Raw genomic sequence first — 21,903 nt, forward strand, 5'->3', positions numbered from 1 at the left:
TCTTGCTGATAATTTATTAGACACTATCGGATGTATCTTTTTTTAGTGTAGCAATTGTTGCGCCCCAACCACTGCGATCGTTAGCCAGGGAATAGGATATAACCCTTTCATTTCTATCAAGAAGAGCATGAACCGATCGACGCAGGTTCCCCTTTCCTTTTCCGTGAATAATACGAATCTTGTAGATCTCTTCTTTTAGGCACTCGTTGATATAATTGGGAATTAAGGATCCCAACTCTTGGGGTTTAAAGGTATGCAGGTCAAGGGTGCCGTCAATAAGCATTTCTGTAGGTTCCATATCCGGAAATTGAAAAAAGTAAATTTATATTTTATGGCTCTGCGTTTGTTCAGTTGATTGGCATGGATTATATCAATGTAACAGGGATTATAATAGATTTTTGACTTTTCTCAGCGACGTTGCATATATGTAAATATTCGATATTTATTTGTCTGAACCTATCGAAAAATACAGTCTGAGCAAGTGGAATAATGGGGGTACCAGTAGAAACAGTCTGGCTCTAAAAGTTTAGGTGGAGTTTGAAAATAGTACCTTACGCTCGTTCCGCCAGTTCAAACCACCGCTCTGTATATTCTTCAATTTCGTTCTTCAATGCCGAGTATTCGTCAGATTTTTCACGTAGTTCTTCATGATTCAGCTCACCGCTGCTAATCTCCGCTTCCATTTTTTCCTTCTTTTTTTCCAGCTCCGCAATTTTGTCTTCCAGCTTATTGTATTCACGACGCTCATTGTAACTGAGACGCTCATCATAATTTCCGGACGATTCTTTTTGATTATTTTGAGTTGAGGTTGCTTTGGCTTTCTTTTTTGTTCGCTGCTCAGCCTCGCGCTCTTTTTTTAGCTGTCGATATTCTTCGTACGTTCCATGGTGGTCATGCACCTTTCCTTCACCTTCAAAAATAAGGTAGTGATCAACCAGTTTGTCCATAAAAAAGCGATCGTGGGATGCAATAATCAGGCAGCCCTCAAATCCCATTAAAAACTCTTCGAGCTTGTTAAGGGTAAGAAGATCCAGATCGTTGGTAGGCTCATCAAGAACCAAGAAATTTGGATTTTCCAGCAGTACCATCATTAGGCTCAGCCGACGTTTTTCGCCACCGCTGAGCTTCTCAACCGGAGTATATTGCATCTCAGAGGTGAACATGAAATGCTTGAGGAATTGTGATGCCGAAATTTTAGAGCCATCAGCAAGCTCAACAACTTTTCGTACATCCTCGATGACATCAATGACGCGCTGGTTTTCATCAAAGTTAAATCCCTCTTGGCGATAATGACCAAAGAAGATGGTTTCGCCTACGCGGCGTTTCCCCGAATCGAAAGGTTCTTCACCAGTAAGTATTTTTAGAAAGGTGCTTTTGCCGACTCCGTTTTCACCAATGATGCCGATGCGTTCGCCTTTTTTAAAATCGTAATAAAAACTGTCCAGAATTTTATCATCCCCGAAACTCTTGGATACGTTGAGTAATTCCAGGATTTTGCCACCCATGCGCTGCATATCCATCTGGAGGCGTAATTTGGGGTCGTCTGGACCGGTATCGAGCTCATCTTCCAGCTCTTTAAAATCATCAATGCGTGATTTTGATTTACTGGTGCGCGCTTTGGGTGATCGACGCATCCACTCGAGCTCTTGCTTATACAGCTGGTTTGCTTTGTGCGCTCGCTTGCGCTCAATTTCACGTCGTTCGGCACGTTTTTGCAAAAAGTACTGGTAATTTCCCTGGTGATGATAGAGCTTGCCATGTTCCAACTCAATTATGTGATCACATACGCGATCCAGGAAATAGCGATCGTGAGTGACCATCAGCAGTGTTTTATTCGTCGATTTAAGGTAATCTTCCAGCCATTCAATCATCTCAACATCCAGGTGATTGGTCGGCTCATCGAGAATGAGCATATCGGGATCACCCAAAAGAACAAACGCCAGAGCTACCCGCTTGCGTTGCCCTCCGGACAGGGTAGCAATAGACTGGTCCAGGTCGTGAATATTGAGTTTTCCGAGGATCTGCTCCATGCGCTGCTCGTAATCCCAGGCGTTGGCAGCATCCATTTTAGATGCTGCTTTTTGAAAATCTTCTTGCGTTTCTTCGTTGTAATCTCGGGCCTGTGCTTCGGCGGCGCGTTCATATTGCTGAATTAGCTGCACCATTTTATTATTGCTCTGTGAGATATAGTCCCTAATTGTTAACTGCTCATCGAGCCGGGGATCTTGTTCCAAAAATCCTATGCTGATGTCATTTTGGATCATAACCTTACCTTGGTCCGGTGTTTCTTTACCAGCTAAAATATGAAGCAGTGTAGATTTACCGGTGCCATTTTCAGCAATAAGAGCTGTTTTGTCTCCTTCGGAAATCCCAAAAGTAAGTCCTTCAAATAATACCTTGTGGCCGTAATTTTTTGAAAGGTTTTCGGTAGAAAGATACGTCATGAATAATTGTTAATGCTAAAGCAGATGAATTGATAGCTTCATTTTTATTGCTATTCAAAATAAGGAACCCACTCGCCACTTAGAAACGTTCATCATGCCAACTTAAGCCAATCAATATTTGGGATTTTCTAAGGTCATTTCATGAAGCCTATTTGTGCTTTCTGAAAAAATCACGATTTTCAATGGTTTTATTTCAAATACATAATTGTAGGTTGATATGTCATTTTCTTCGTTTCCCAAAGTTGAGCTGCACCTACATTTGGACTGTTCGCTTAGTTTTGAGGTAGTACAACAACTAAATCGCGACATAAGTGAGCAAGAATATCTTAAAAAATTTGTTGCTCCATCCAAATGCCGAGATTTAGCTGATTATATCAGCCGATCTGAAAGTGCGGTAGCCCTTATGCAAGATCGCGAAGCACTGCAGTTGGTTACCAAGGATCTTTTTGATCAGCTTCAAGATGATAATGTTATTTATGCTGAAATACGCTTTGCTCCGCTATTACATACTCAAAGAGACTTAACAGCTGAGGAGGTTGTTGAGGCAGTTAATGAAGCTGTTGAGGAGCAAATAGAAGAAACGGGAATAGAAGCGGGTATCATTTTATGTACCCTGCGGCATTATTCTGAAGCCCAAAGCATAGATACGGTAAAGCTGGTCGAAAAATTTGCAGCCCACAGCAAAGTGGTAGGATTTGATATCGCTGCAGATGAGGCAGGCTTTCCAATCGATAATCATATTTCAGCCTTTGAATATGCCCATGAAAAAGGATTGAATTGTACCGCGCATGCCGGGGAAGCCTGTGGTGCTGAGAGCGTTTGGGAGACCCTGCAAAAGTTTAAACCTTCTCGAATAGGCCACGGTGTCCGAAGTGCAGAAGATCCCGAGCTAATGAATTATTTAAAAGATCACGACATTCATCTGGAAGTTTGTCCTACAAGCAACTTGCAGACCAATGTCTTTGATACTATTGCTGACCATTCTATCAATTGTCTCTACAAAAAGGGGGTTTCGTTAAGTGTAAATACAGATACTCGTACGATCTCAAACGTGACGCTGAAAGAAGAATACCAAACGTTGGCTGATGTTTTTGACTGGGATTCAGGTCATTTTCAACGCTGTAATCTTGAGGCTATTGGCCACGCCTTTACTGATAATAAGACCAAAGAAAAGCTCCGCAGAATAATCCGCGAAGCTTATACCTGATTTCAAATTTTGGGATCATACCCTCAGGATTTTACGAAGCTATCAATCTTTTTAAGAAAGATTCAGCTATTCAAATCCTGAAGGGTACAATAAATTTTATTTCTTCTCTTTAACTACTTTTCCATCTACAATCACAGAGCTAATATGGGTAGTGTATTCGAGCGGGTCGCCATCAAATAAGACAAGATCAGCATCTTTGCCTGCTGCCAGTGATCCCACCCGATTGTTTATTCCCAGTATTTCGGCGGGGGCTTTTGTCAAGGCCTGTAACGCTTTTTCCCGATCCAACCCGTAGCTAGTGGCAATGGCTGCTTCATAAAGAATAATTCTTGTTTTCGGCACGTAACCTTCAAATCCACTTTGAAAAGCAAAGGGGATACCTGCTTTAGCCAATTTACTTGCCGTGGTAAAGCTGGCATTTTGGGTATCGCCATAAGTACGTACCATCGTGGGGTGTATGATGACTGGAACACCGGCTTCTTTGATTTCATCGATTAACAAATATGCTTCAGCTGCACCATCCAGAATCATATTAAACCCGAATTCTTCTTGCAGCCGCAGAGCCGACATAATATCATTAGAGCGCTGAGCGGTTATTAAAGCTGTGAGTTCTCCGTTCAGTACATCAGCCAGTGCTTCCATTTTTAAATTTTTTGCGGGTCGTTTATCTGGATCATTGGCCTGACGTTTTTCGAGATATTCCTGTGCATCGATAAACTTTTGTCGGAGCATGGCAATCCCTTTGGCATTGGTACCGGGACTGTCAAAGTTACGTCCAACAGTTGAACCAAGCGTAAAAGCAACGGTGGTTGCAGAATCCACAAGGGCCTCTTCAACAGTATTATAGGGGGTCTTGGCAATCATTGTTTGGCCGCTGGCCAAGGCTCCGGGTCCGTGTCCGGTATGAGTGGTGGTAACACCTTTATCGAGCACAAATTTTACCAGCTGTTCGCGGGCATTGTAGGCATCGAAAGCCCGCAGTTCGGGCTGGATAGGATCTGAAGTTTCCAGCTGGTTTTGGTCATCGTCACGGTTATAGATTCCGGCCAACCCTACAACGCTGTGCGCATCCACTAATCCCGGAGTAACAACCGATGCCTGATGTCTTTCGTAGTTGGAGGGGATGTCGATATCTGAAGCAGAACCTACCGCCTCAATTTTATCATTATTAATTAAAACGACACCATTTACAATTTTATCATCTTCCATAGTGTAAAGCGTGTCGGCTTGGACAGCCCGTTGAGCATGTGTAACGGTATTTAATCCAATCAATAAGGCAAAAACAAAAAATGTGATTCGTTTTTTCATAGTGCTAATATTTAAAGACTTAAATTCTTGAAGTAGTTGAGTGATATCCAATATGGAGTTTATATTTGGCAGAGCAGTGAACTATTTACTCCCATGATGATTGTGGGCCGAACCTCTAAATACTTCATATCCACCGGTAGAATATTTTCGGTCTTTGGGATTCGAGTAATCAAATCGCTTAATTCCCTCAATCCATGTTTGTTCTACGTGTGTATAGACGCTCATCGGATCACCCGATAAAACCACAAAATCGGCATCTTTACCAGCTTCAAGTGTTCCCACACGATCTTGTAGATCCATCATTTTTGCATTTTGTATAGTCAAAGCTTTGAGAGCTGCCTCCCGACTCATCCCTGCACGTACGCCAAATGCCCCGGACCGTAAGAATAACCGTGTATCGGTGATTGAAGCATCGGTATGATATCCTACGGTAACACCTGCTTTTTCCAAGAGTGCCCCGTTCTCATATTTTATTTCGGAGGCTTCAGGTTTTCCCCCGGGGGAATCGAGTACAATAATGGAAGCCGGTACCTCAGCTTCTGCAATTTCGTCGGCGATTTTCCAGGCTTCACTTACGTGATGCAAGACCAACCGAAAATCAAACTCTTTGGACAGACGAATAGCAGTGAGAATATCATAATGACGATGGGTATGGAAATGGACAATACGTTCGCCGTTCAGCACCTCAACCAGTGCCTCCATACCTATATCGCGTTTGGGCATTTTTTCCGGGTCACCGTCAGCGTTTTCAACTTTTTCTTTATAATCCTGTGCTTTTATAAACAGTTCTCGAACTATCGAAGCTGATTTAGCTCGTGTTCCCGGGAAAGGCGGATTCCCTATAGAATTGGTGCCGTTCGCCATTTTAAGGCCGCCGGCTATTTGGGTTCCCGGATCATCGACAAAAAGCATGTCTTCAATTTTATCTGCTTTGCGCAGTTTGAGATAAACTGTTTGTCCACTCATTAAGTGACCCGATCCTGGCATCACATTGACTGTTGTTACGCCTCCGGCTAATGCTTTTTTAAATGTTTCGCTGTGCGGATCGATACTATCGATAATACGCGCATCGGGATGAAGGGCGGAAGAGCGGTCGCCGCCATCACCATCGCCGATATGGGAGTGAGAGTCTACCAATCCGGGCATTATCACTTTACCCGACACATCGAATTCTCTGGCATTAGAGGGTATATCAACTTCTCCTTCAGACCCGACAGCAACGATTTTATCACCCTTAGTGATCAATACACCGTTATCAATGGGTTCGCCACTTATGGGAATGATTTTAGCTCCTTTAAAAACTTTTGTTGATTGAGCTGCCGACACGATAGGCAAGAAAAAGATTAGCAGTAGACTTAGCCGAATGAGTCGTTTCATAAATTTTCCCTGAATTTTATTAATGATATTTTGCAGTCGTTTAAAACTTGATTATGCTAAGAAGCTGATAAGTTGGCAAATTATCAAAGAGCTCATTTGCAAGCTTTTACAACTTCGCTAATTTTCTGTATTGCAACAGTTACTTAGATTTGACCGTCGCTTCTAAACCTTTTTAACACCAATTTCTGACAGTAAATGTCTTTTTTATCGCCTCCGATTACAAATAACAAAGAGGGGAACCCCAGAAAAGTTGGGCTTGAACTTGAGTTTGCCGGTATAGAACCCATGAAGGCGGCACAAATAATAACATCCGTATTTGGCGGTGAAATCATTGAAGAACACCGGTATCATATTAATATAATCAATAGCAGGCTGGGTAATTTCAGGGTGGAGCTGGATGCACGTATTCTGCGTAAAATGGCTGAGGAAAATATTTTCGATAGGCTGGGGATAACTCTCGAGGAGGATTCTATCCGAAAATCTATAGAAGATGTAGTAGATAAAATGGCGCGATCAGTGGTGCCGCTGGAAATTGTTATGCCGCCGGTTGCCATTCAGGATTTGGAGCAGTTGGAGCAACTGCGTCAAGCGCTTCAGCAAAATAAGGCAAAGGGTACCTATGCTTCGATGGTGCACGCCTTTGGTATGCACTTGAATATTGAATCTCCGGATTTAAAAATTTCTACTTTGCTGAATTATTTGCGTGCTTTTGTCATTGTGTACCCATGGCTGCTCGTCGTCCTTAAAATTGATATGACACGGCGAATTTCTCCCTTTGTGGATCCCTTTCCGGAAAAATATGTAAAGAAGATTTTAGATCCTGACTATGCACCTGAAGCTGATCAATTCATTGAAGATTATGTTGAGTTTAACCCTACCCGAAACCGCCCGGTGGATATGATGCCTATTTTTGGGATGTTGAATAAAGATCTCATTGCCCCCGTCATGGAAGGGGAGAAGAACGCTCCTCGTCCCACCTTTCATTACCGCTTGCCGAACAGCAGAATTGATAACCCCGAATGGCGTTTTGCCGATGAATGGAATCACTGGATAGTCGTGGAAAGACTTGCTGCGGATAATGAAATGCTTGATAAGTTAAGTCGGTTATATCTCCTGCATCGTGATCAGACGGTAATCTCATTTCGTAAACAATGGGCAAAAACTCTTGGAATTTTACTGGATCTGGATGACTGAATATAGACCAAATATTGGGGTAACGGGACCCGATAGGGGCGGCCGCGCAGCTTGGTGGTTTACCTGGTTTGCCGTGTTTTTACATGGGGGGCGTGCTATTCGTATCCAACCCAAAAAAGGGTTGCCTGATAAAGATATTCACGGGCTTATTATAGGAGGAGGTGCTGATATAAATCCGCAAAGATATGGGGCAGAAGAAATTCGAGACCTGTTTTCGAAGGATGAAAAAGCGTCGAGCTGGCGCAAGTTTTTTACCTATTTATTGACCGTCTTATTTTTTCCATTCATTTATCTAATCCGAAAGATTTTTTCTGCTCCATCAGAGGATGTTGATAATAATCGTGATGAGCTTGAGTTTGAGCTGATCAAGCAGGCAGTAGATAATAATATCCCCATTTTGGGAATATGTCGAGGAGCCCAGTTGTTAAATATTCATTTTGGGGGCACCCTGCATCAGGATATTTCGAGCTATTATACCGAAGTACCCGGAGTTCATAGTGTATGGCCCAAAAAGAGGGTAGCGGTGGATGAGAACAGCATGTTATACGAAATTTTGACGTATCAAAAAGTATGGGTGAATGCGTTGCATCATCAAGCCGTAGATGAATTAGGAAAACAATTAGCTATTGTTGCCCGCGAAGATAATGGCATTGTGCAGGCCATTGAACATCCTAACAGGGAATTTATATTGGGTGTGCAGTGGCATCCCGAATATATGCCGCAGATTCCTGCACAGCGTAGGATTTTCAAACAGCTTGTAGCAAAAGCCAAACAAACGATGAAAAATTAAAAGCAGGGGCTTGTGTAATAAAACCCCTGCTAAATTGAATACGATTATCGTTCTTTAGGTATCCACCTTATAATCAACAAAGTGGCGTTCTTTGATCACTGAATTAATGAATTTTACGGCCTTTTTGTGGTTTTCATCACGGGTGTACATGGTATAGTCCAGCTCGGTTTCAAAATCCGAGATTAGCACTACATCGTATGGTGAGCCCGCTTCATCGTCATCATCAGAAATATTTATTCCAACTTCGACGTTTTTAATTTCATCAATATTTACTTTAAGTCCCTCCAGGATAAGTTTCATTTTTTCGGCATTCTTTTCCTTGGTGGCACCTTCCGCTTCTTCTTTTAACTTCCACATTACTACGTGACGAATCATATTTACTCCTATGGTGTGCTTTTATTACAATTTTTTATTTAAGAGGTCTTAAGGGTTGCCAATTTAACCGTTAACGGGCTCTGTTGGCATAAGAAAGATCTGTTTTATCGATGGGTATATCAGCAAGCTGCTGTAAATTATTATGATACAACTTGGCAGCCCAAAGGTGACTTTTGGCTTTGGATTGCTCATTGCTTTTATACCATTTATAAGTGGCGATAAATCCTTTGGCAACACCCACTGAATCTCTGCCATTCAGGGAATTTTGTGGTCCCGATGGCAGTGGAACAGAAAGTGAACTGCCAGCATAAATAAGATCGGGATTATCGAGCGAACCATTATTACCGTAAATCCAAGGCCACAAACGAGGATTGCCGTAGCGCTCCTCGGCAAGACTCCACAACGTTTGCCCATCTTCTATCTCCACATCTTGATTGTTAGGTTTTGCATTTGTTGTTGGCTGTGTAGCAGAAGTAGCCTGCGTGGCAGATTGTGACTGATTCGGTGTTGTTTGCTGAGCATCTCCAGTTTCTTGTTGGTCTGCCATTGGCTGCTGATTGTTGTCATTTTGTTGATCGCTGGCATTTACCGGGGCTGTTGTTTCTTGAGATGAAGAAATTAAAGTAGTTTCATTAGTAGATACTGTGCTGTAATACCATGCTCCTCCTGCAATAAGCAATAAAATGACGGTAGCGGCTGCTACATATACAAAGGAAGAGTTTCGGTCGGCAGGGCGACTTTTTGGTGTGGTGTGCTGGGTTGACTTTTTATCTTTCTGGTCAGCCTGATCTGAATGATCATGTTTTAACTCTTTGGCAGCTTTTTCAAGGTTACTGAGTTCTTCTTCAAGAACTTCTTCTTCAGTTTTGGGTGCTTCTTTTTCGTCATCGTTTTCTTCCTTTGAGGTTCTTTTAGTGGATTCCTCTTCGTTCTCCTGCGTTTCGTTTATTTCAGGATCAATTGCTTCTTCAGTCGGTAAATCTTCAGAAGAAGTTGCTTGCCGATCATAATCTTCTGAGTCTATAAATTGGTTTAGGAGTTTGTCTTCGGATTCATCTTCTTCGTTTGATTGATCAGTACGAAATTCAACAATATCTCCGTTATCGTCCTCATCTTTTATAAGTTCATCAGAACTTTTTGGAGTTAAGTCTTGTGTATTTTTTTCTTCGGAATCTTGTTCATCTTCAAAATTAAAAGGAACGTCTTGTTTCTTTTTTTCTTGCTCCTCTGGCTTCGCTTTATCATTTCTTTCTTGCTCAAAAGAGGTGGGAGGAGCTGTGGGGATAAAGTCATCTTCGTTTTGTTCCGGTTCTTCCGTGCTATCGCCGCTTTCTACTTTATTTCCAAATGGATCAGCATCTTTTCCGGCTTCTTCATCTTTTTTATGGTCGTCAATGTCAGCAGAATCGTTGGTATCGATTCCGTTAGTTTGACTCTGATCGGTGGTGGATTCTGTTTGGACTGATGAGCTCTGCTCTTCTTCTATTAGTTGGGGTTCCATATGTGCATAGGGAGCATTAACAAGTTCCCTTAAATCTTTGTAGGGTTTAAACACTATTTTATTATGTGCAGGAATAGTAATCTTCTCTTTAGTTTGGGGATTATATCCCTCACGCTCATCTACCCGGCGGAGTTTAAACTTTCCAAAACCGGCAATATTAACCTTACCATCTTCTTCAAGCCCGCTGTTGATTATATCCACAAAATCCTTGAGAAAGTCATGAGTAAACTGCTTGGAATGTTCTGTTTCCTCAGCAATCGACTCTATAAGTTCTCCGAATGTTACTTTTTCACTCATCATCTATGTCAACTTGTTTTAAGTCTTCTTTGAGTCCCTTGCTGGGAGTAAAATCAACCACCCGTTTTGGGGGCAGCTTCATATATTGCTCATAGTGGGGATTGTAAGAAGTTCGCTCTTTTCGTGTAGCAGCACCAAACGTGCCCAGTTCGGGTATCGAAAAAGAATTTCCGGAAGCAATATTTTCGTTAAATGTTTGCGTAATAACATCCAAAAATTTTCGTGCTTCTGCTTGCGTCATGTTCCAATTTTCGGCAAGCATTGCTACTACATCGCTCGTATTCATACAAATGTTACATTCTAATTATTTTGACAGCTGCAGAAGTACCTTTAATTAAGAAAAAAAACTTTAAAAACTAAGTATATATTTCCACCCTTAGCTTAGAATATGTATAAATAATTATTTTTTGTGCATTTACTTGAAGAGTAGGCGGTATGTCTGGTATTTTATGAAACGAATTTTAAGCAGATATACGTTAGTTACAACAACAATACAGCGGAAATAAATCAAAAATTATTTATGAGTAAACCACTTAATGTCACTGAGAAATTAATTAAAAGTCACCTTGTTGATGGTGAAATGGTTCCGGGCCAGGAGATAGGTCTTAAAATCGACCAGACCCTCACGCAAGATGCCACTGGTACTATGGTGATGCTTGAGCTTGAGGCAATGGAACTGGATGAGGCACAAACCGAATTGTCGTGCCAATATGTCGATCACAACTTGATACAAACAGATTTTAAAAATCCTGATGACCATGTGTTTCTAAAATCTGCTGCAGAACGATTTGGCATGTGGTTTAGTCGCCCGGGTAATGGCGTAAGTCATCCGATTGAAACAGAACGATTTGGGATTCCGGGTAAAACGCTGGCTGGATCAGATAGCCACACTCCCGCAGCCGGGTGTATGGGTATGCTTGCCATTGGATCGGGGGGGCTGGATGTTGCTTTTGCTATCGCCGGTGAACCTCTCTACATCAAGATGCCTAAAGTGTTGGGTGTTGAGATTAAAGGGAATCTACCTGATTGGGTTAGTGCCAAAGATGTTGTGCTCGAAATGTTGCGTCGCTATGATGTTGATGGAGCTACCGGTTATGTGATCGAATATTTTGGTGAAGGATTGAAAAATCTTTCTACGATGGATCGTCACGTAATTGCAAACATGGGCACCGAGATGGGAGCTACCAGTACCGTATTTCCTGCTGACGGTGAAGTACGTCGCTTTATGGAATCCCAAGAGCGTGGTAATGAATTTGTTGAGCTGAAGGCTGATGAAGGTGCTGAATATGATAAATATGAAGAGTTGGTGCTCGATGATGTTGAACCACTAATTGCACTGCCAAGCAGTCCCGGTAATGTTGTACCGGTTCGTGAAGTTGAAGGTCAGGATATCTATCAGTCATACGTAGGATCTTCTGCGAACCCGGGATACCGCGACTTCTGGATGGCATCTGAGATTGTAAAAGATAAAACGGTTAATGATAATGTTTCTTGGGATATTAATCCTACATCACGCCAGATCATTGAAAATATGGTCAAAAATGATGTGATGTTTAACCTTGTTCAGTCCGGAGCACGTATTCACCAGGCTGGATGTAATGGTTGTATTGGAATGGGGCAGGCGCCGGCATCAGGTCAGAATAGCTTGCGAACTGTACCTCGTAACTTCCCGGATCGTTCGGGGACACCCGAAGACTCGGTATTCTTGGTAAGCCCTGAAACAGCGGCAGCTTCTGCGCTGACAGGCAAGATTACTGATCCGCGTGATCTCGAGGATCTATATAATATGAGATATCCCAAGTTTGAACATCCTAAAGAGATTCACATCAATACTGAGATGTTAACCCCGCCAAAGCCGAAGGAAGAGCGTGGCGAAATCAAGAAAGGGCCAAATATTTCTACGATGCCTGATTTTGACGAGCTCAAAGATTTTGATGTGCCTGTGCTCCTTAAAATGGGCGATGATATTTCTACGGATGAAATTCTGCGTGCCGGTGCCGAAGTGCTACCGTACCGTAGTAACATTCCTGAAATCAGTAAGTTTACGCTCGATGTTGTGGATAAAAACTTCCACGACCGTGCCATGGAAGCCAAAGAGGAACATGGCGGACATGTAGTTATTGCTGGCGAAAATTATGCACAGGGTTCCAGTCGTGAGCATGCAGCTATTGCCCCGCGGTACCTTGGTATGAAGGCCGTAATTGCTAAAAGCTATGCTCGTATTGGCTGGCAAAACCTGATTAACTTTGGAATTCCGCCATTGGAGTTTGAGCATGATGCGGATTACGAAGATATCGACCAGGGAGATATCCTTGAAGTGAATAATATTCGTGAGGCCATTGAAAATGGTAACGAGGTTGTTATACACAACAAGACCAAAGGCAAGAAATACACCGTAAAGCACACCTTTAGTCAGCGGCAGAAAGAAGCTGTACTACATGGTGGTGTTATTAATCGCTTTAAGGCGAAAAAGAAGGCTGGATAACGTTTTCTTAGCTGTATTTAATGAAAAGGCTCCGATGGTTATCGGGGCCTTTTTTATTTTGTCAATGAAAGCACGGCAAAACATTAATTCGTGCCGTTAAAATTGTGAGAATAAGCTTGCAATTTTTAATGTGGTTGTGTTTTATTCAAGCAATTATAACTGCATTCCAATATTCAAAAATGAAATACACTTCGTTCTTTTTTTTGCTTCTATTCATCAGTTGTTCTACGATAAATTCCGGCACCACCGGTCCGGATACTACTCCAATGAAAAATGCCAATCTCATACTCATTGAAACCTCGGATTCTGTGGATGAGTCATTCTCCAAGATGGATGAAATTTTAAGAAAGGAGGGGTTTAGTATTAAGCTGGCCAATGAAAATGAGCTCACAATTGAAACAAATGCCCAAAAGTATAATGAAATTAAGGTATGGTTCACTTCATCAGTTATAAAAACTGATAGTAGTGCTGTCGTAGAACTTTCGGGATTGGTTGAGGTTCCACAGTTTCAGTACCGCAAGGAATATGGCGGAGCTAAACCAGACGTTAAAAACAGGATTAAAAAGAAAAATAGTGCTTATAATCCCGCATGGAAAGTAATGATGGGCATTGCACTAAAGTACCCCGATGGTAAAATTTGGTTTGCCCGGGAATCCGGATAGGACCAAAGATTATTTAAAAAATATAAAAGGCCCCATATCGGGACCTTTTATATTCTAAGTAACAACCAATATGTCACCCCATCTTTTAGGTTACCTTAATTAGTTTGTAACACTTTTACTTCGATAGAAGTAGGATATTTGGAGCTGTGATAAATCCGCTGCATGGCGTCCTGGAAATCACCTTCCTTAGCTTTGAAAATGTTGGGCACATATTTTTGTGGGTTTAAATCTACAAGTGGAAACCAGGTGCTCTGAATTTGGATCTGTATCTTGTGACCTTTTTTGAAGGTGTGATACACATCCTGAAGTGGGAGATCGATGTTGGTTACCTTGTTGGGTTTGAAAGGCTTGGGATTTTCATAACTGTCCCGAAACCGACCACGAATAACTTCGCTCCGCACCATCTGGTGATAGTTATCAAGCTCTACCCCCTCTGGAGTATGTTCGTTTTCTTCAACGCTGGGAGGATACACATCTACCAATTTAACAACCCAATCCGAAGCTGTACTGGAAGTTGAGACAAAGAGATTAGCAAGCATATCGCCGGAAAGAGTTACATCTTCTTTAAGTACATTTGTTTCAAAAGTTACCACATCCGGGCGACGCGCAGCAAACCGCTGGTCGTCGGTCATGTAGTCCTGTGGTATAAAGACGAGCTCACTCTCTTCTTTATAGGGAACGGGATTGTCAATGTCGCTTTTGTACTCGGTATATTTCTTTTCGGTTTTGCCCGGTTTATCATCATTCAAACTTCCATTACTGTGGAGATACCATGATTTTTGTACTATGTTTTTAGGCGGCCAGTGGTTAAAAGTGCTCCATGACTTTTTACCGGTATCAAACATATAGGCTTCAGGTAAATCTTTAACTTCGACCCCTTTTAAGTGCTTCATGAAAAAAGGATATTCAATCTCTTTTTGGTAAAATGCTGAAATCCCTTCTCCAAAGTAAATTTCTCCCACAGACTGATGAGGATTGCCGCTGGCCCATTGCCCATGGCTCCATGGTCCCATTACAATAGTATTTTCAGTATTCGGGTTCTTATCCTCAACAGATCGATAAGTATTAAGCGGTCCGTATAGGTCTTCGGCATCAAACCAGCCCCCAACGGTCATAACAGGGTGATCAATATCTTTCAGATGAGGAAGAATGTTCCGTGCCTGCCAGAATTCGTCATAATTGGGATGGTTCTTGAGTTCCTGCCAGAAGAAATTATCCTTACCATAATAGTGGTCCGCCTTAGATAGCGGTGTAATTGATTTGTAGAATTTGTATCCATCATTAGTACCGGTATCCGCAAAATTATACCATGAAGTATCGGTTGGTGCGTCTTGCTGTATGCCAAAAAGCGGGGTAACATACCAGTAACTTAGAAAGTAAGCACCATGATGATGGAAATCATCAAAAAAGAAATCCGAAATAGGGGCTTGCGGCGACGATGCAGCCATGGCAGGATGTGCATCAGGCAGCCCGGCGGTAGTATAAAATCCAGGATAGGAAATGCCCCATTGACCCACTTTACCGTTATTATTTGGAATGTTATTAATAAGCCATTCTACTGTATCGTAGGTATCAGAACTTTCGTCAATTTTATCGGGATCTTCACGGTTTGGAGTCATCGTAGTGTAGTCGCCTTCCGACATCCACCGACCACGTACATCCTGGCAGACAAAAATAAATCCCTCCTTTTGCAAGTGTGGATTATGCATGATCTGTTCCGGTACTCTTCCTTCTTCATACGGTCGACAACTATAAGGTGTCCGTTTCATCAGGATGGGATAGTCCTGCGTAGTGTCTTTTGGAGCATACACGACAGCATGTAATTTGATCCCGTCACGCATTTCAATATCGTACTGAGATTTCTCGTAATCTTTGCTGGAAAAATTATTCTGTTGAGCAAAGGATGGAATCGCCAAATAAAGTGTTAAAAAGGCAATTCCCAGCAGAGTAAAAATTTTTTTACTGTTTAACATTATGATACCGTTGATTAAAGATTTATTACTCTTAAAATAAAAGCCTACAGAAATTATGAAACCGAGTTTTGAAATTATTTGTAAATAATTTTGAGCTTCTAATGGAACTAATACTTGTGAGAATTGCGATTAGTGTGTATCTTAATACACATTAAAAATGCAATCAATTTAACTATCCTTTGTTTTCTAATTCTTTTTGGGATCGGGTAGGTATCAGCCTTTCAGGGTTGTGTGCTATACACTGCTTATTTTTTCCGGTTGCCATCGCGTTGTTACCCCTTTGGCCGGTAGCTGAATCAATTCACTTTTGGACTCATCCGCTTCTGTTTTTGCTGATTGTTCCTACTGTAATTTTTGCATTACGCAATGATAATCTGCCTCAACGAATCCCCGTTTTATTATATTTGGGATTAGTAGTGGTAGCAGTGGCGTGGATTTTTCATGAGTGGTTAGGATTGTGGGGAGAGTCTGCGGTAACAATGGCAGGGAGTGCCTTATTGGTTGCCGGACACTGGTTTAACTACCGATTTCATCAAACGAAACATAAATCAGGTTGTGAAGTATGAAACGACTGAATTTTACACTCGATGACGATACCGTAAAATTGCTCGAAGAACTTTCCGGCAAATATTACGGGGGCAATAAATCTCAGACTGTTCGTGCCGCACTGGAAAGTCTTGCCGTGCATGCCGGGCACGAGGGCTGGGTTATAGCCGGTTATACGCCTAAAGAGTTAGATGGGCAGGAAAGTTGTCACAGTTGTGGAGAGTCTCACGACAAAGGTGACGTGCTCTATCGACCTGTTTTTGAGAAGGGAAGTAGTCCCAAAGCACTGCCCAAGATGCCATCAGAAAATTGGCTTGATTGCCCGGATTGTGCCGAAAAGCAAATCTATAACTAATCGTTTAGGATCGTTTATCCATATCTATTTCGCTGATCTTATATAGCAGATCAGCTTGTATTTCATTAGGATCTTGGGCTGCAATTTCATGAGCAATCTCGAGAGCACATCCCCATGAAAGCGTGACGCCTGCCCCGCCATGACCGTAGTTGTGATAGACTGTCTTACCTGATACATTTTCTTTTTCAAGCCGCAAGCCATTCTTACGATTGCGGATGTATCGATAACCAACCAGCGGATTGATATCATCAGATATCTCAATAGATTGAGAATAAGTCTGATTTAGAATCTCGTTATTCAGGGTGATGATTTCCTGTGGAAATCGGATATCCTCAATAGTGTATGTAGATATTTCATTAATATTTTCCCAGTCATTCTGCTTGTTCAGTTGCCCTACCTGACGACTGCCACCGAGTATCCATCCATCTTTTCGGGGATAGCAATACACATCGCAGGCATTTCCATCGGCATCAGAATACACATCAGGTTGAGGGGTATAGTTGTAGGAGATGATTTCGTCTGCATTCGTTGTAAGTAATGGCGCCTTGGCTTTATGAAGTAAGTGCCCACGCATAATAAGCTGATTATCACTGGGGTCATCAAACAAATAGGGGGCACCGGTACCGCTGCAATTGATTACAACGTCTGATTTCAGGGTTCCGAGATCTTTTTTCTCCAGTTTCTGTGTTCTTACAGTTCCACCGCTTTGTAGATAAAGAGCAATGAGAGCAGGAAAGTAGAGCGACCAATCAGCGAAGATGCAATCAAACAGCCAGCCATAAAGCGGTTGCTCGTTAAATCTCCGGGGGATTTCGTTTTCAGGAAAATTATCAATGGTCCTGAAATTTGGCATCCAGTTGCAGTAATGCGGTTGCTTAGTTTTAAACTCAAAAACCTCAAAATGTTTGTGGGTTGTTATGCCGGGAAATACGTATTTGTGGAGTTCGTAGAAAAAAGATTGTGACCGTTTGAAGAGCTCCTCAAGCCGATCAGAATAGACCGAGTGTGGTATAACCGAAGCCGAGGGAAAGAGGCTGGCAAATTCGGGATGGGCATTTTTTTCCGCAATATCAGAAGGTTTTTTATCCGTTATAATTTCAGTTTCGTATCCCAAAAGTTGCAATGCAACTGCCGTAGTAATCCCTGAAACTCCGCTGCCAATCACAACAATCTTGTCTGACATAATACACTAATTCCTAATTCTAAATATTTATTGCCAGGGCAGAAATTCAAGATCCATATTTCCACCGCTGATAATAATACCGGCTTTTTTGTTTTCAATATTAATTTTACCGTTAAACACTGCCGCAGCCGGTACTGCGCTCGAAGGTTCGATAATAATTTTCATCCGTTCCCAGATGAATCGCATGGCATCAATAATTTCCTGCTCCGTAACAGTCACCATTTCATCTACGTGTTTTTGAATACAGCTAAAGGTTAGCTCACTAAGGGAGGTTCTCAGCCCGTCAGCTACGGTATCGGTACTTTGCACTGGGTGGCGTTCACCCGTTTTAAATGAGAGATAGGCATCGTTGGCTACTTCCGGCTCAGTACCAATCACTTTTGTATTGGGAGAAAACCCTGAGGTGGCAATAGCTGTTCCGCTTATTAATCCGCCTCCTCCCACGGGCGCCAAGATAATATCCAGCTCAGGCTGATCTTCCAGCAGTTCAATGGCCGCACTTCCTTGTCCCATAATTATATCGGGATTATCATAGGGATGAATAAAAGTAGCTCCGGTTTCTTCAACAATGGTCTCCAAAGTTGACTCTCGTGCCTGCTGTGTAGACTCACAAAAGGTGATATGGGCTCCATAATCCCGCACAGCATTTACTTTTACCTTTGGGGCATTTTCGGGCATCACAATATGTGCCGGGATACCGCGCTGCTTGGCGGCCAATGCTACGGCTTGTGCATGGTTGCCCGAGGAGTGCGTAGCAACCCCACTTTTTGCTTTTTCATCAGGCAGCTCTCCCACAGCATGGGTGGCACCTCGAAATTTAAAAGCACCTACCTTTTGGAAGTTTTCACATTTAAAAAAAAGCTCTCCGCCGGCATGTTCATTCACCTTTTTACTTTTGATGACTGGTGTACGATGAACTTTGTTACGTATTTTTAAATAGGCTTTTTGTACGTTTTCAAAAGTTGGAGTAGATACCGGGTAATTGTTTGGCATGGTGGCTATTTAATTCTCAGATTGAAATAGGATACAGAGAGTAAAAATTTTATTCCACTATTTAAAAACTGATTTAGCAAACATGTTAAATGGATGCCTGGAAATATTATTGATAGAGAATTAAGTAAAAGTACTTGTGGTTTTCACCTATTAATAAATTAAGTGATTTGGCCTATATACATCCTGCCTTAAAAAAAGTATCCTTGTTCTGGAAATATTTAACTTTAATAATAGCTTTTAAAAACCCTGCGGAACATAATTTACTTAGATTTCTAAAAAAGCAGGTCTGCATAAAAAGGATTGGGGCGAAACATCTAACTGTGCTTTGCAATTTATAACAAGTGTGCCTGTCCTGTAATAATATCATTGTATTAAACGACTTTAGAGCCTATTGTGAATATCCTAATCGCCTTACGTTACAAGATTGTCAGAGATGGCATTACGAAGATCTTAACCGAAGATCCCGATATTTCGGTAGTTGGCACGGCCCAAAACAGGGAAGAATTATGTGGCTATGATATTAGAGGTAACAAGATTGATGTAGTGGTGATCGATCTGGATATTCCTGGCTTGGATTCGTTGGACACCCTAAAAAAGATCCTGAAAGATCATTCCAATACTTCTCTTCTGGCTATAAGTGATGAGAAAGAACCACAACAGATAAAAGGTGTAATGCAGGCCGGGGCTTCGGGCTATATCTTAAAAAAACGGGGGGCTAAGGAACTTATTAAAGCTGTTAAAGAGGTTTATGCCGACAATCAATATCTTTGTGACGAAAGTGTAGGGGTATTAATTAAAGGGGATCATGTTTATTCTACTAGTGAGCGAGTTGCTAACCTTACTAAACGAGAACTTGAGGTACTTCAATTAATATGCCGAGAATACATCAACCGTGAAATTGCCGAGGAACTTGGCATTAGTGTGCGTACGGTAGATGCTCACCGTCGTAACCTGTTACAAAAAACGGGAGCTAAAAATACGGTTGGGCTGGTAAAATTTGCAATTAAAAATGATTTGGTTAGTCTAAAGTAAAGTAAGATAATTTCTTGTTTTACTTTGATTTTTACGTCTTACTATAATCAAGATATAATTGCCTATTCTGATATGATCTTCGGCTGACTTACAGGCTTTCCTTTAATGGTAATCGTTATATGAAGAGGGGAAACGATAACTTCCTTTTTTATGCGAATATTATTAATAGGAGATCATTCAATATATATTAATGCTGTCAAATCGATACTCACCTCAGAGTTTGACCGAGAGATTTTGCATATGTCATATGTAGAACTTTAAGACGGGACATTCATAAACTCAGAATATCTCATTTTGATTGTTGATTTGATTTCTATCCCTGAAACACTCGTTGAATATGTGCGGGATATAAACGAGAAAACAATCTCTAAGCATCTTATTGCAATCCATGACGTAGGGAATATTAAAATAAAAGAGGCATTGATTGATACGGGTGCCTATTACTGTTTTTCTATTGATCCCGAACCGGAAGAGCTACTTAAATTTATCTCACGGTTGAATCATTCATAACTATATTCAATATCAGCTATAGCGTATAGTGGAAAATAACTAAGCCTTTCTTTTATAAACTTCCTCCGGTAAGTGTAAATACCTATTTCCCAAAATAGGCCTTTTACGTCAACAAATTCTATGTGGAGTCTATTATTTTTAAAATGTAATAAATCAAAAGGATTGGGTTGTCATTTTTTCAGGCTCTTTCTGAAAAGGTCATACAAAAATATAGAATATTATCTGATGAACGATATTGACAAAATTTCAACAGGCTTAGAAGGTTTAGATGAAATTTTACAAGGCGGATTAATTCCCCGGAAGGCTTATCTGGTTCAAGGCGGCCCGGGTTCCGGTAAATCAACACTGGGGTTTCATTTTTTGAGACAAGCCATAGATAATGGCGAAAATGCTCTTTGTGTTACGATGGTGGAATCGAAGGATAGTATTTATCAAAATGCTTCCCGATTTGGGATAGATCTTTCCGAGGTTGCCGCTCTTGATTTAAGTCCTCAGGACGATGTGACCGAAAATTCAGGGCAGTATAATGTTTTTTCTTCGGCCGAAGTGGAACAAGGTCCCATTATGGAATCGGTTATACAAGCTGTAGAAAAACATTCACCCAGCCGTGTGTTGTTTGATTCCTTTACCATGCTGCGGTTGTTGAATCAGGATCCCTATCAGATGAGGAAGCTGACGCTTTCGCTGGTGAATTACATAACGAAACATGATGCCACCCTGATGATGACTTCTGAATCGTTGACAATGACCTCTGAAGATGATGCCGCATATTGGGTTGATTGTATTATAGAATTGGAAAATGATGCTGATTGGAGAAATTTAAAAGTCCCCAAATTCAGGGGGTCAGATTATTTAAGCGGGAATCATGCTTTTAAAATAACCGGAAATGGTATTACGGTTTTTCCTCGACTTCGTCCTAATAACTATAACCGAAAGTTCACAAAAGGGACAATATCTTCGGGGATTAATGGGGTTGATAAGATGCTTAATGGGGGCATTGAAAAAGGTACAACAAGCCTGATTATTGGACCTACTGGCGTTGGTAAAACTAATCTGGGGCTTCAATTTGCCAAAGAGGCTGCTTTACGCAACGAGCGGTCGGCTGTTTATACCTTTGAAGAGTCTAAAGAGCTGATTGTTCGTCGGTCAGAAAATATCAATACTCCCATAAATGATATGATTGATGCCGGTTATTTGAATATTGTACCTGTAGAACCGCTTTCGTATTCCCCTGATGAATTTGCAAAGATTGTGCGGCGTGATGTCGAAGAAAACGATACGCAAATTGTAGTGATTGATGCTATAGGAGGATACAGGATGGCTGTTCGTGGTGAAGATATGCTTGAACGGCTTCATTCACTTACGGTATATCTGCAGAACATGGGTGTCACCACATTTTTGCTCAACGAAACAAAAAATGTGACAGGTCAGTTTACTACTACAAATATGAATGCCAGCTATTTGGCAGATAATATCATTTTTTTACGCTACCTGGAAGTAAGCGGACAAATACAGAAAGCCATTGGAATACTAAAGAAACGGCTAAGTGGATTTGAAAAATCTATTCGTGAATTTGAAATCACATCTGAAGGTGTGAAAGTAGGTCAAACGCTTGATAAAATGCGGGGCATTTTATCGGGTGTTCCTGAAGTGGGAACTTAATTTTGCACA

General features: G+C 41.5%; 20 protein-coding genes. 10 read left to right on the plus strand and 10 right to left on the minus strand.

Annotated elements, in window-relative coordinates; genetic code table 11:
• Positions 1–16: 16 nt before the first annotated feature.
• Both ACQ76V_RS05130 and abc-f read right to left on the minus strand, forming a co-directional pair.
• Positions 17–298: a Smr/MutS family protein gene (locus ACQ76V_RS05130; RefSeq protein WP_440999402.1), complete on the minus strand. Its 282-nt coding sequence runs from the start codon at positions 296–298 to the stop codon at positions 17–19.
• A 253-nt stretch (positions 299–551) separates the two neighbouring features.
• Positions 552–2,444, minus strand: coding sequence for a ribosomal protection-like ABC-F family protein (gene abc-f / locus ACQ76V_RS05135; protein ID WP_440999403.1), 1,893 nt, complete (start codon positions 2,442–2,444; stop codon positions 552–554).
• Between the two features lie 217 nt (positions 2,445–2,661).
• Here abc-f and add point away from each other — a divergent pair, with 217 nt between their 5' ends.
• Positions 2,662–3,651 carry an adenosine deaminase gene (gene add / locus ACQ76V_RS05140; RefSeq protein ID WP_440999404.1) on the plus strand — a complete coding sequence of 330 codons (990 nt, stop codon included), beginning with the start codon at positions 2,662–2,664 and terminating at the stop codon, positions 3,649–3,651.
• Positions 3,652–3,747: 96 nt separating this feature from the next.
• Here the strand turns inward: add and ACQ76V_RS05145 are convergent, their stop codons facing one another.
• Complete coding sequence (locus ACQ76V_RS05145) at positions 3,748–4,959, minus strand: amidohydrolase family protein (protein WP_440999405.1); 1,212 nt, start codon at positions 4,957–4,959, stop codon at positions 3,748–3,750.
• Positions 4,960–5,040: 81 nt separating this feature from the next.
• Positions 5,041–6,336: an amidohydrolase family protein gene (locus ACQ76V_RS05150; protein ID WP_440999406.1), complete on the minus strand. Its 1,296-nt coding sequence runs from the start codon at positions 6,334–6,336 to the stop codon at positions 5,041–5,043.
• A gap of 195 nt (positions 6,337–6,531) precedes the next feature.
• On the opposite strand from ACQ76V_RS05150, the gene ACQ76V_RS05155 reads away from it, so the two are divergent.
• On the plus strand, positions 6,532–7,530 hold the full coding sequence (locus ACQ76V_RS05155; RefSeq protein ID WP_440999407.1) for an amidoligase family protein: 999 nt from the start codon (positions 6,532–6,534) through the stop codon (positions 7,528–7,530).
• The gene (locus tag ACQ76V_RS05160) at positions 7,523–8,320 is read left to right on the plus strand and encodes a gamma-glutamyl-gamma-aminobutyrate hydrolase family protein (RefSeq protein WP_440999408.1); all 798 of its coding nucleotides are present in this window, start codon (positions 7,523–7,525) and stop codon (positions 8,318–8,320) included. The genes ACQ76V_RS05155 and ACQ76V_RS05160 overlap by 8 nt, the downstream gene beginning before the upstream one ends.
• Positions 8,321–8,374: 54 nt before the next feature.
• Here ACQ76V_RS05160 and ACQ76V_RS05165 read toward each other — a convergent pair whose 3' ends face one another.
• From ACQ76V_RS05165 to ACQ76V_RS05175, 3 genes are all read right to left on the minus strand, one after another.
• Positions 8,375–8,695, minus strand: a complete 321-nt coding sequence (locus ACQ76V_RS05165; protein ID WP_440999409.1) for a Dabb family protein — start codon at positions 8,693–8,695, stop codon at positions 8,375–8,377.
• A 70-nt stretch (positions 8,696–8,765) separates the two neighbouring features.
• Positions 8,766–10,496, minus strand: a complete 1,731-nt coding sequence (locus tag ACQ76V_RS05170; RefSeq protein ID WP_440999410.1) for an HU family DNA-binding protein — start codon at positions 10,494–10,496, stop codon at positions 8,766–8,768.
• Positions 10,486–10,779: an HU family DNA-binding protein gene (locus ACQ76V_RS05175; protein WP_440999411.1), complete on the minus strand. Its 294-nt coding sequence runs from the start codon at positions 10,777–10,779 to the stop codon at positions 10,486–10,488. The genes ACQ76V_RS05170 and ACQ76V_RS05175 overlap by 11 nt, the downstream gene beginning before the upstream one ends.
• Positions 10,780–11,013: 234 nt before the next feature.
• On the opposite strand from ACQ76V_RS05175, the gene ACQ76V_RS05180 reads away from it, so the two are divergent.
• Both ACQ76V_RS05180 and ACQ76V_RS05185 read left to right on the plus strand, forming a co-directional pair.
• Positions 11,014–12,978, plus strand: a complete 1,965-nt coding sequence (locus ACQ76V_RS05180) for an aconitate hydratase (RefSeq protein ID WP_440999412.1) — start codon at positions 11,014–11,016, stop codon at positions 12,976–12,978.
• Between the two features lie 179 nt (positions 12,979–13,157).
• On the plus strand, positions 13,158–13,640 hold the full coding sequence (locus ACQ76V_RS05185) for a hypothetical protein (RefSeq protein WP_440999413.1): 483 nt from the start codon (positions 13,158–13,160) through the stop codon (positions 13,638–13,640).
• A 95-nt stretch (positions 13,641–13,735) separates the two neighbouring features.
• Here ACQ76V_RS05185 and ACQ76V_RS05190 read toward each other — a convergent pair whose 3' ends face one another.
• Entirely contained in the window at positions 13,736–15,613 is a 1,878-nt protein-coding gene (locus tag ACQ76V_RS05190) for a CocE/NonD family hydrolase (protein WP_440999414.1), read from the minus strand.
• A gap of 179 nt (positions 15,614–15,792) precedes the next feature.
• Here ACQ76V_RS05190 and ACQ76V_RS05195 point away from each other — a divergent pair, with 179 nt between their 5' ends.
• Positions 15,793–16,179, plus strand: a complete 387-nt coding sequence (locus ACQ76V_RS05195; RefSeq protein ID WP_440999415.1) for a MerC domain-containing protein — start codon at positions 15,793–15,795, stop codon at positions 16,177–16,179.
• Positions 16,176–16,514: a hypothetical protein gene (locus ACQ76V_RS05200; protein WP_440999416.1), complete on the plus strand. Its 339-nt coding sequence runs from the start codon at positions 16,176–16,178 to the stop codon at positions 16,512–16,514. Before ACQ76V_RS05195 ends, ACQ76V_RS05200 begins: the two co-directional genes overlap by 4 nt.
• Positions 16,515–16,518: 4 nt before the next feature.
• Here ACQ76V_RS05200 and ACQ76V_RS05205 read toward each other — a convergent pair whose 3' ends face one another.
• Positions 16,519–17,697 (minus strand): FAD-dependent oxidoreductase, encoded by a 1,179-nt coding sequence (locus ACQ76V_RS05205; protein WP_440999417.1) that lies wholly within the window; start codon positions 17,695–17,697, stop codon positions 16,519–16,521.
• 27 nt (positions 17,698–17,724) lie between these two features.
• A complete protein-coding gene (locus ACQ76V_RS05210; RefSeq protein WP_440999418.1) occupies positions 17,725–18,690 on the minus strand; it encodes a threonine ammonia-lyase in 966 nt (321 codons plus the stop codon).
• 393 nt (positions 18,691–19,083) lie between these two features.
• Here ACQ76V_RS05210 and ACQ76V_RS05215 point away from each other — a divergent pair, with 393 nt between their 5' ends.
• The 3 genes from ACQ76V_RS05215 to ACQ76V_RS05225 all read left to right on the plus strand — a co-directional run bounded on the left by ACQ76V_RS05215 (position 19,084) and on the right by ACQ76V_RS05225 (position 21,894).
• Positions 19,084–19,722: a LuxR C-terminal-related transcriptional regulator gene (locus ACQ76V_RS05215; protein WP_440999419.1), complete on the plus strand. Its 639-nt coding sequence runs from the start codon at positions 19,084–19,086 to the stop codon at positions 19,720–19,722.
• 294 nt (positions 19,723–20,016) lie between these two features.
• Positions 20,017–20,232, plus strand: coding sequence for a hypothetical protein (locus ACQ76V_RS05220; protein WP_440999420.1), 216 nt, complete (start codon positions 20,017–20,019; stop codon positions 20,230–20,232).
• A gap of 225 nt (positions 20,233–20,457) precedes the next feature.
• Positions 20,458–21,894, plus strand: a complete 1,437-nt coding sequence (locus ACQ76V_RS05225) for an ATPase domain-containing protein (RefSeq protein ID WP_440999421.1) — start codon at positions 20,458–20,460, stop codon at positions 21,892–21,894.
• Positions 21,895–21,903 lie beyond the last annotated feature (9 nt).

Origin of the sequence: Fodinibius sp. SL11, from assembly GCF_052060035.1 — a bacterium.
GTDB lineage: Bacteria > Bacteroidota > Rhodothermia > Balneolales > Balneolaceae > Fodinibius.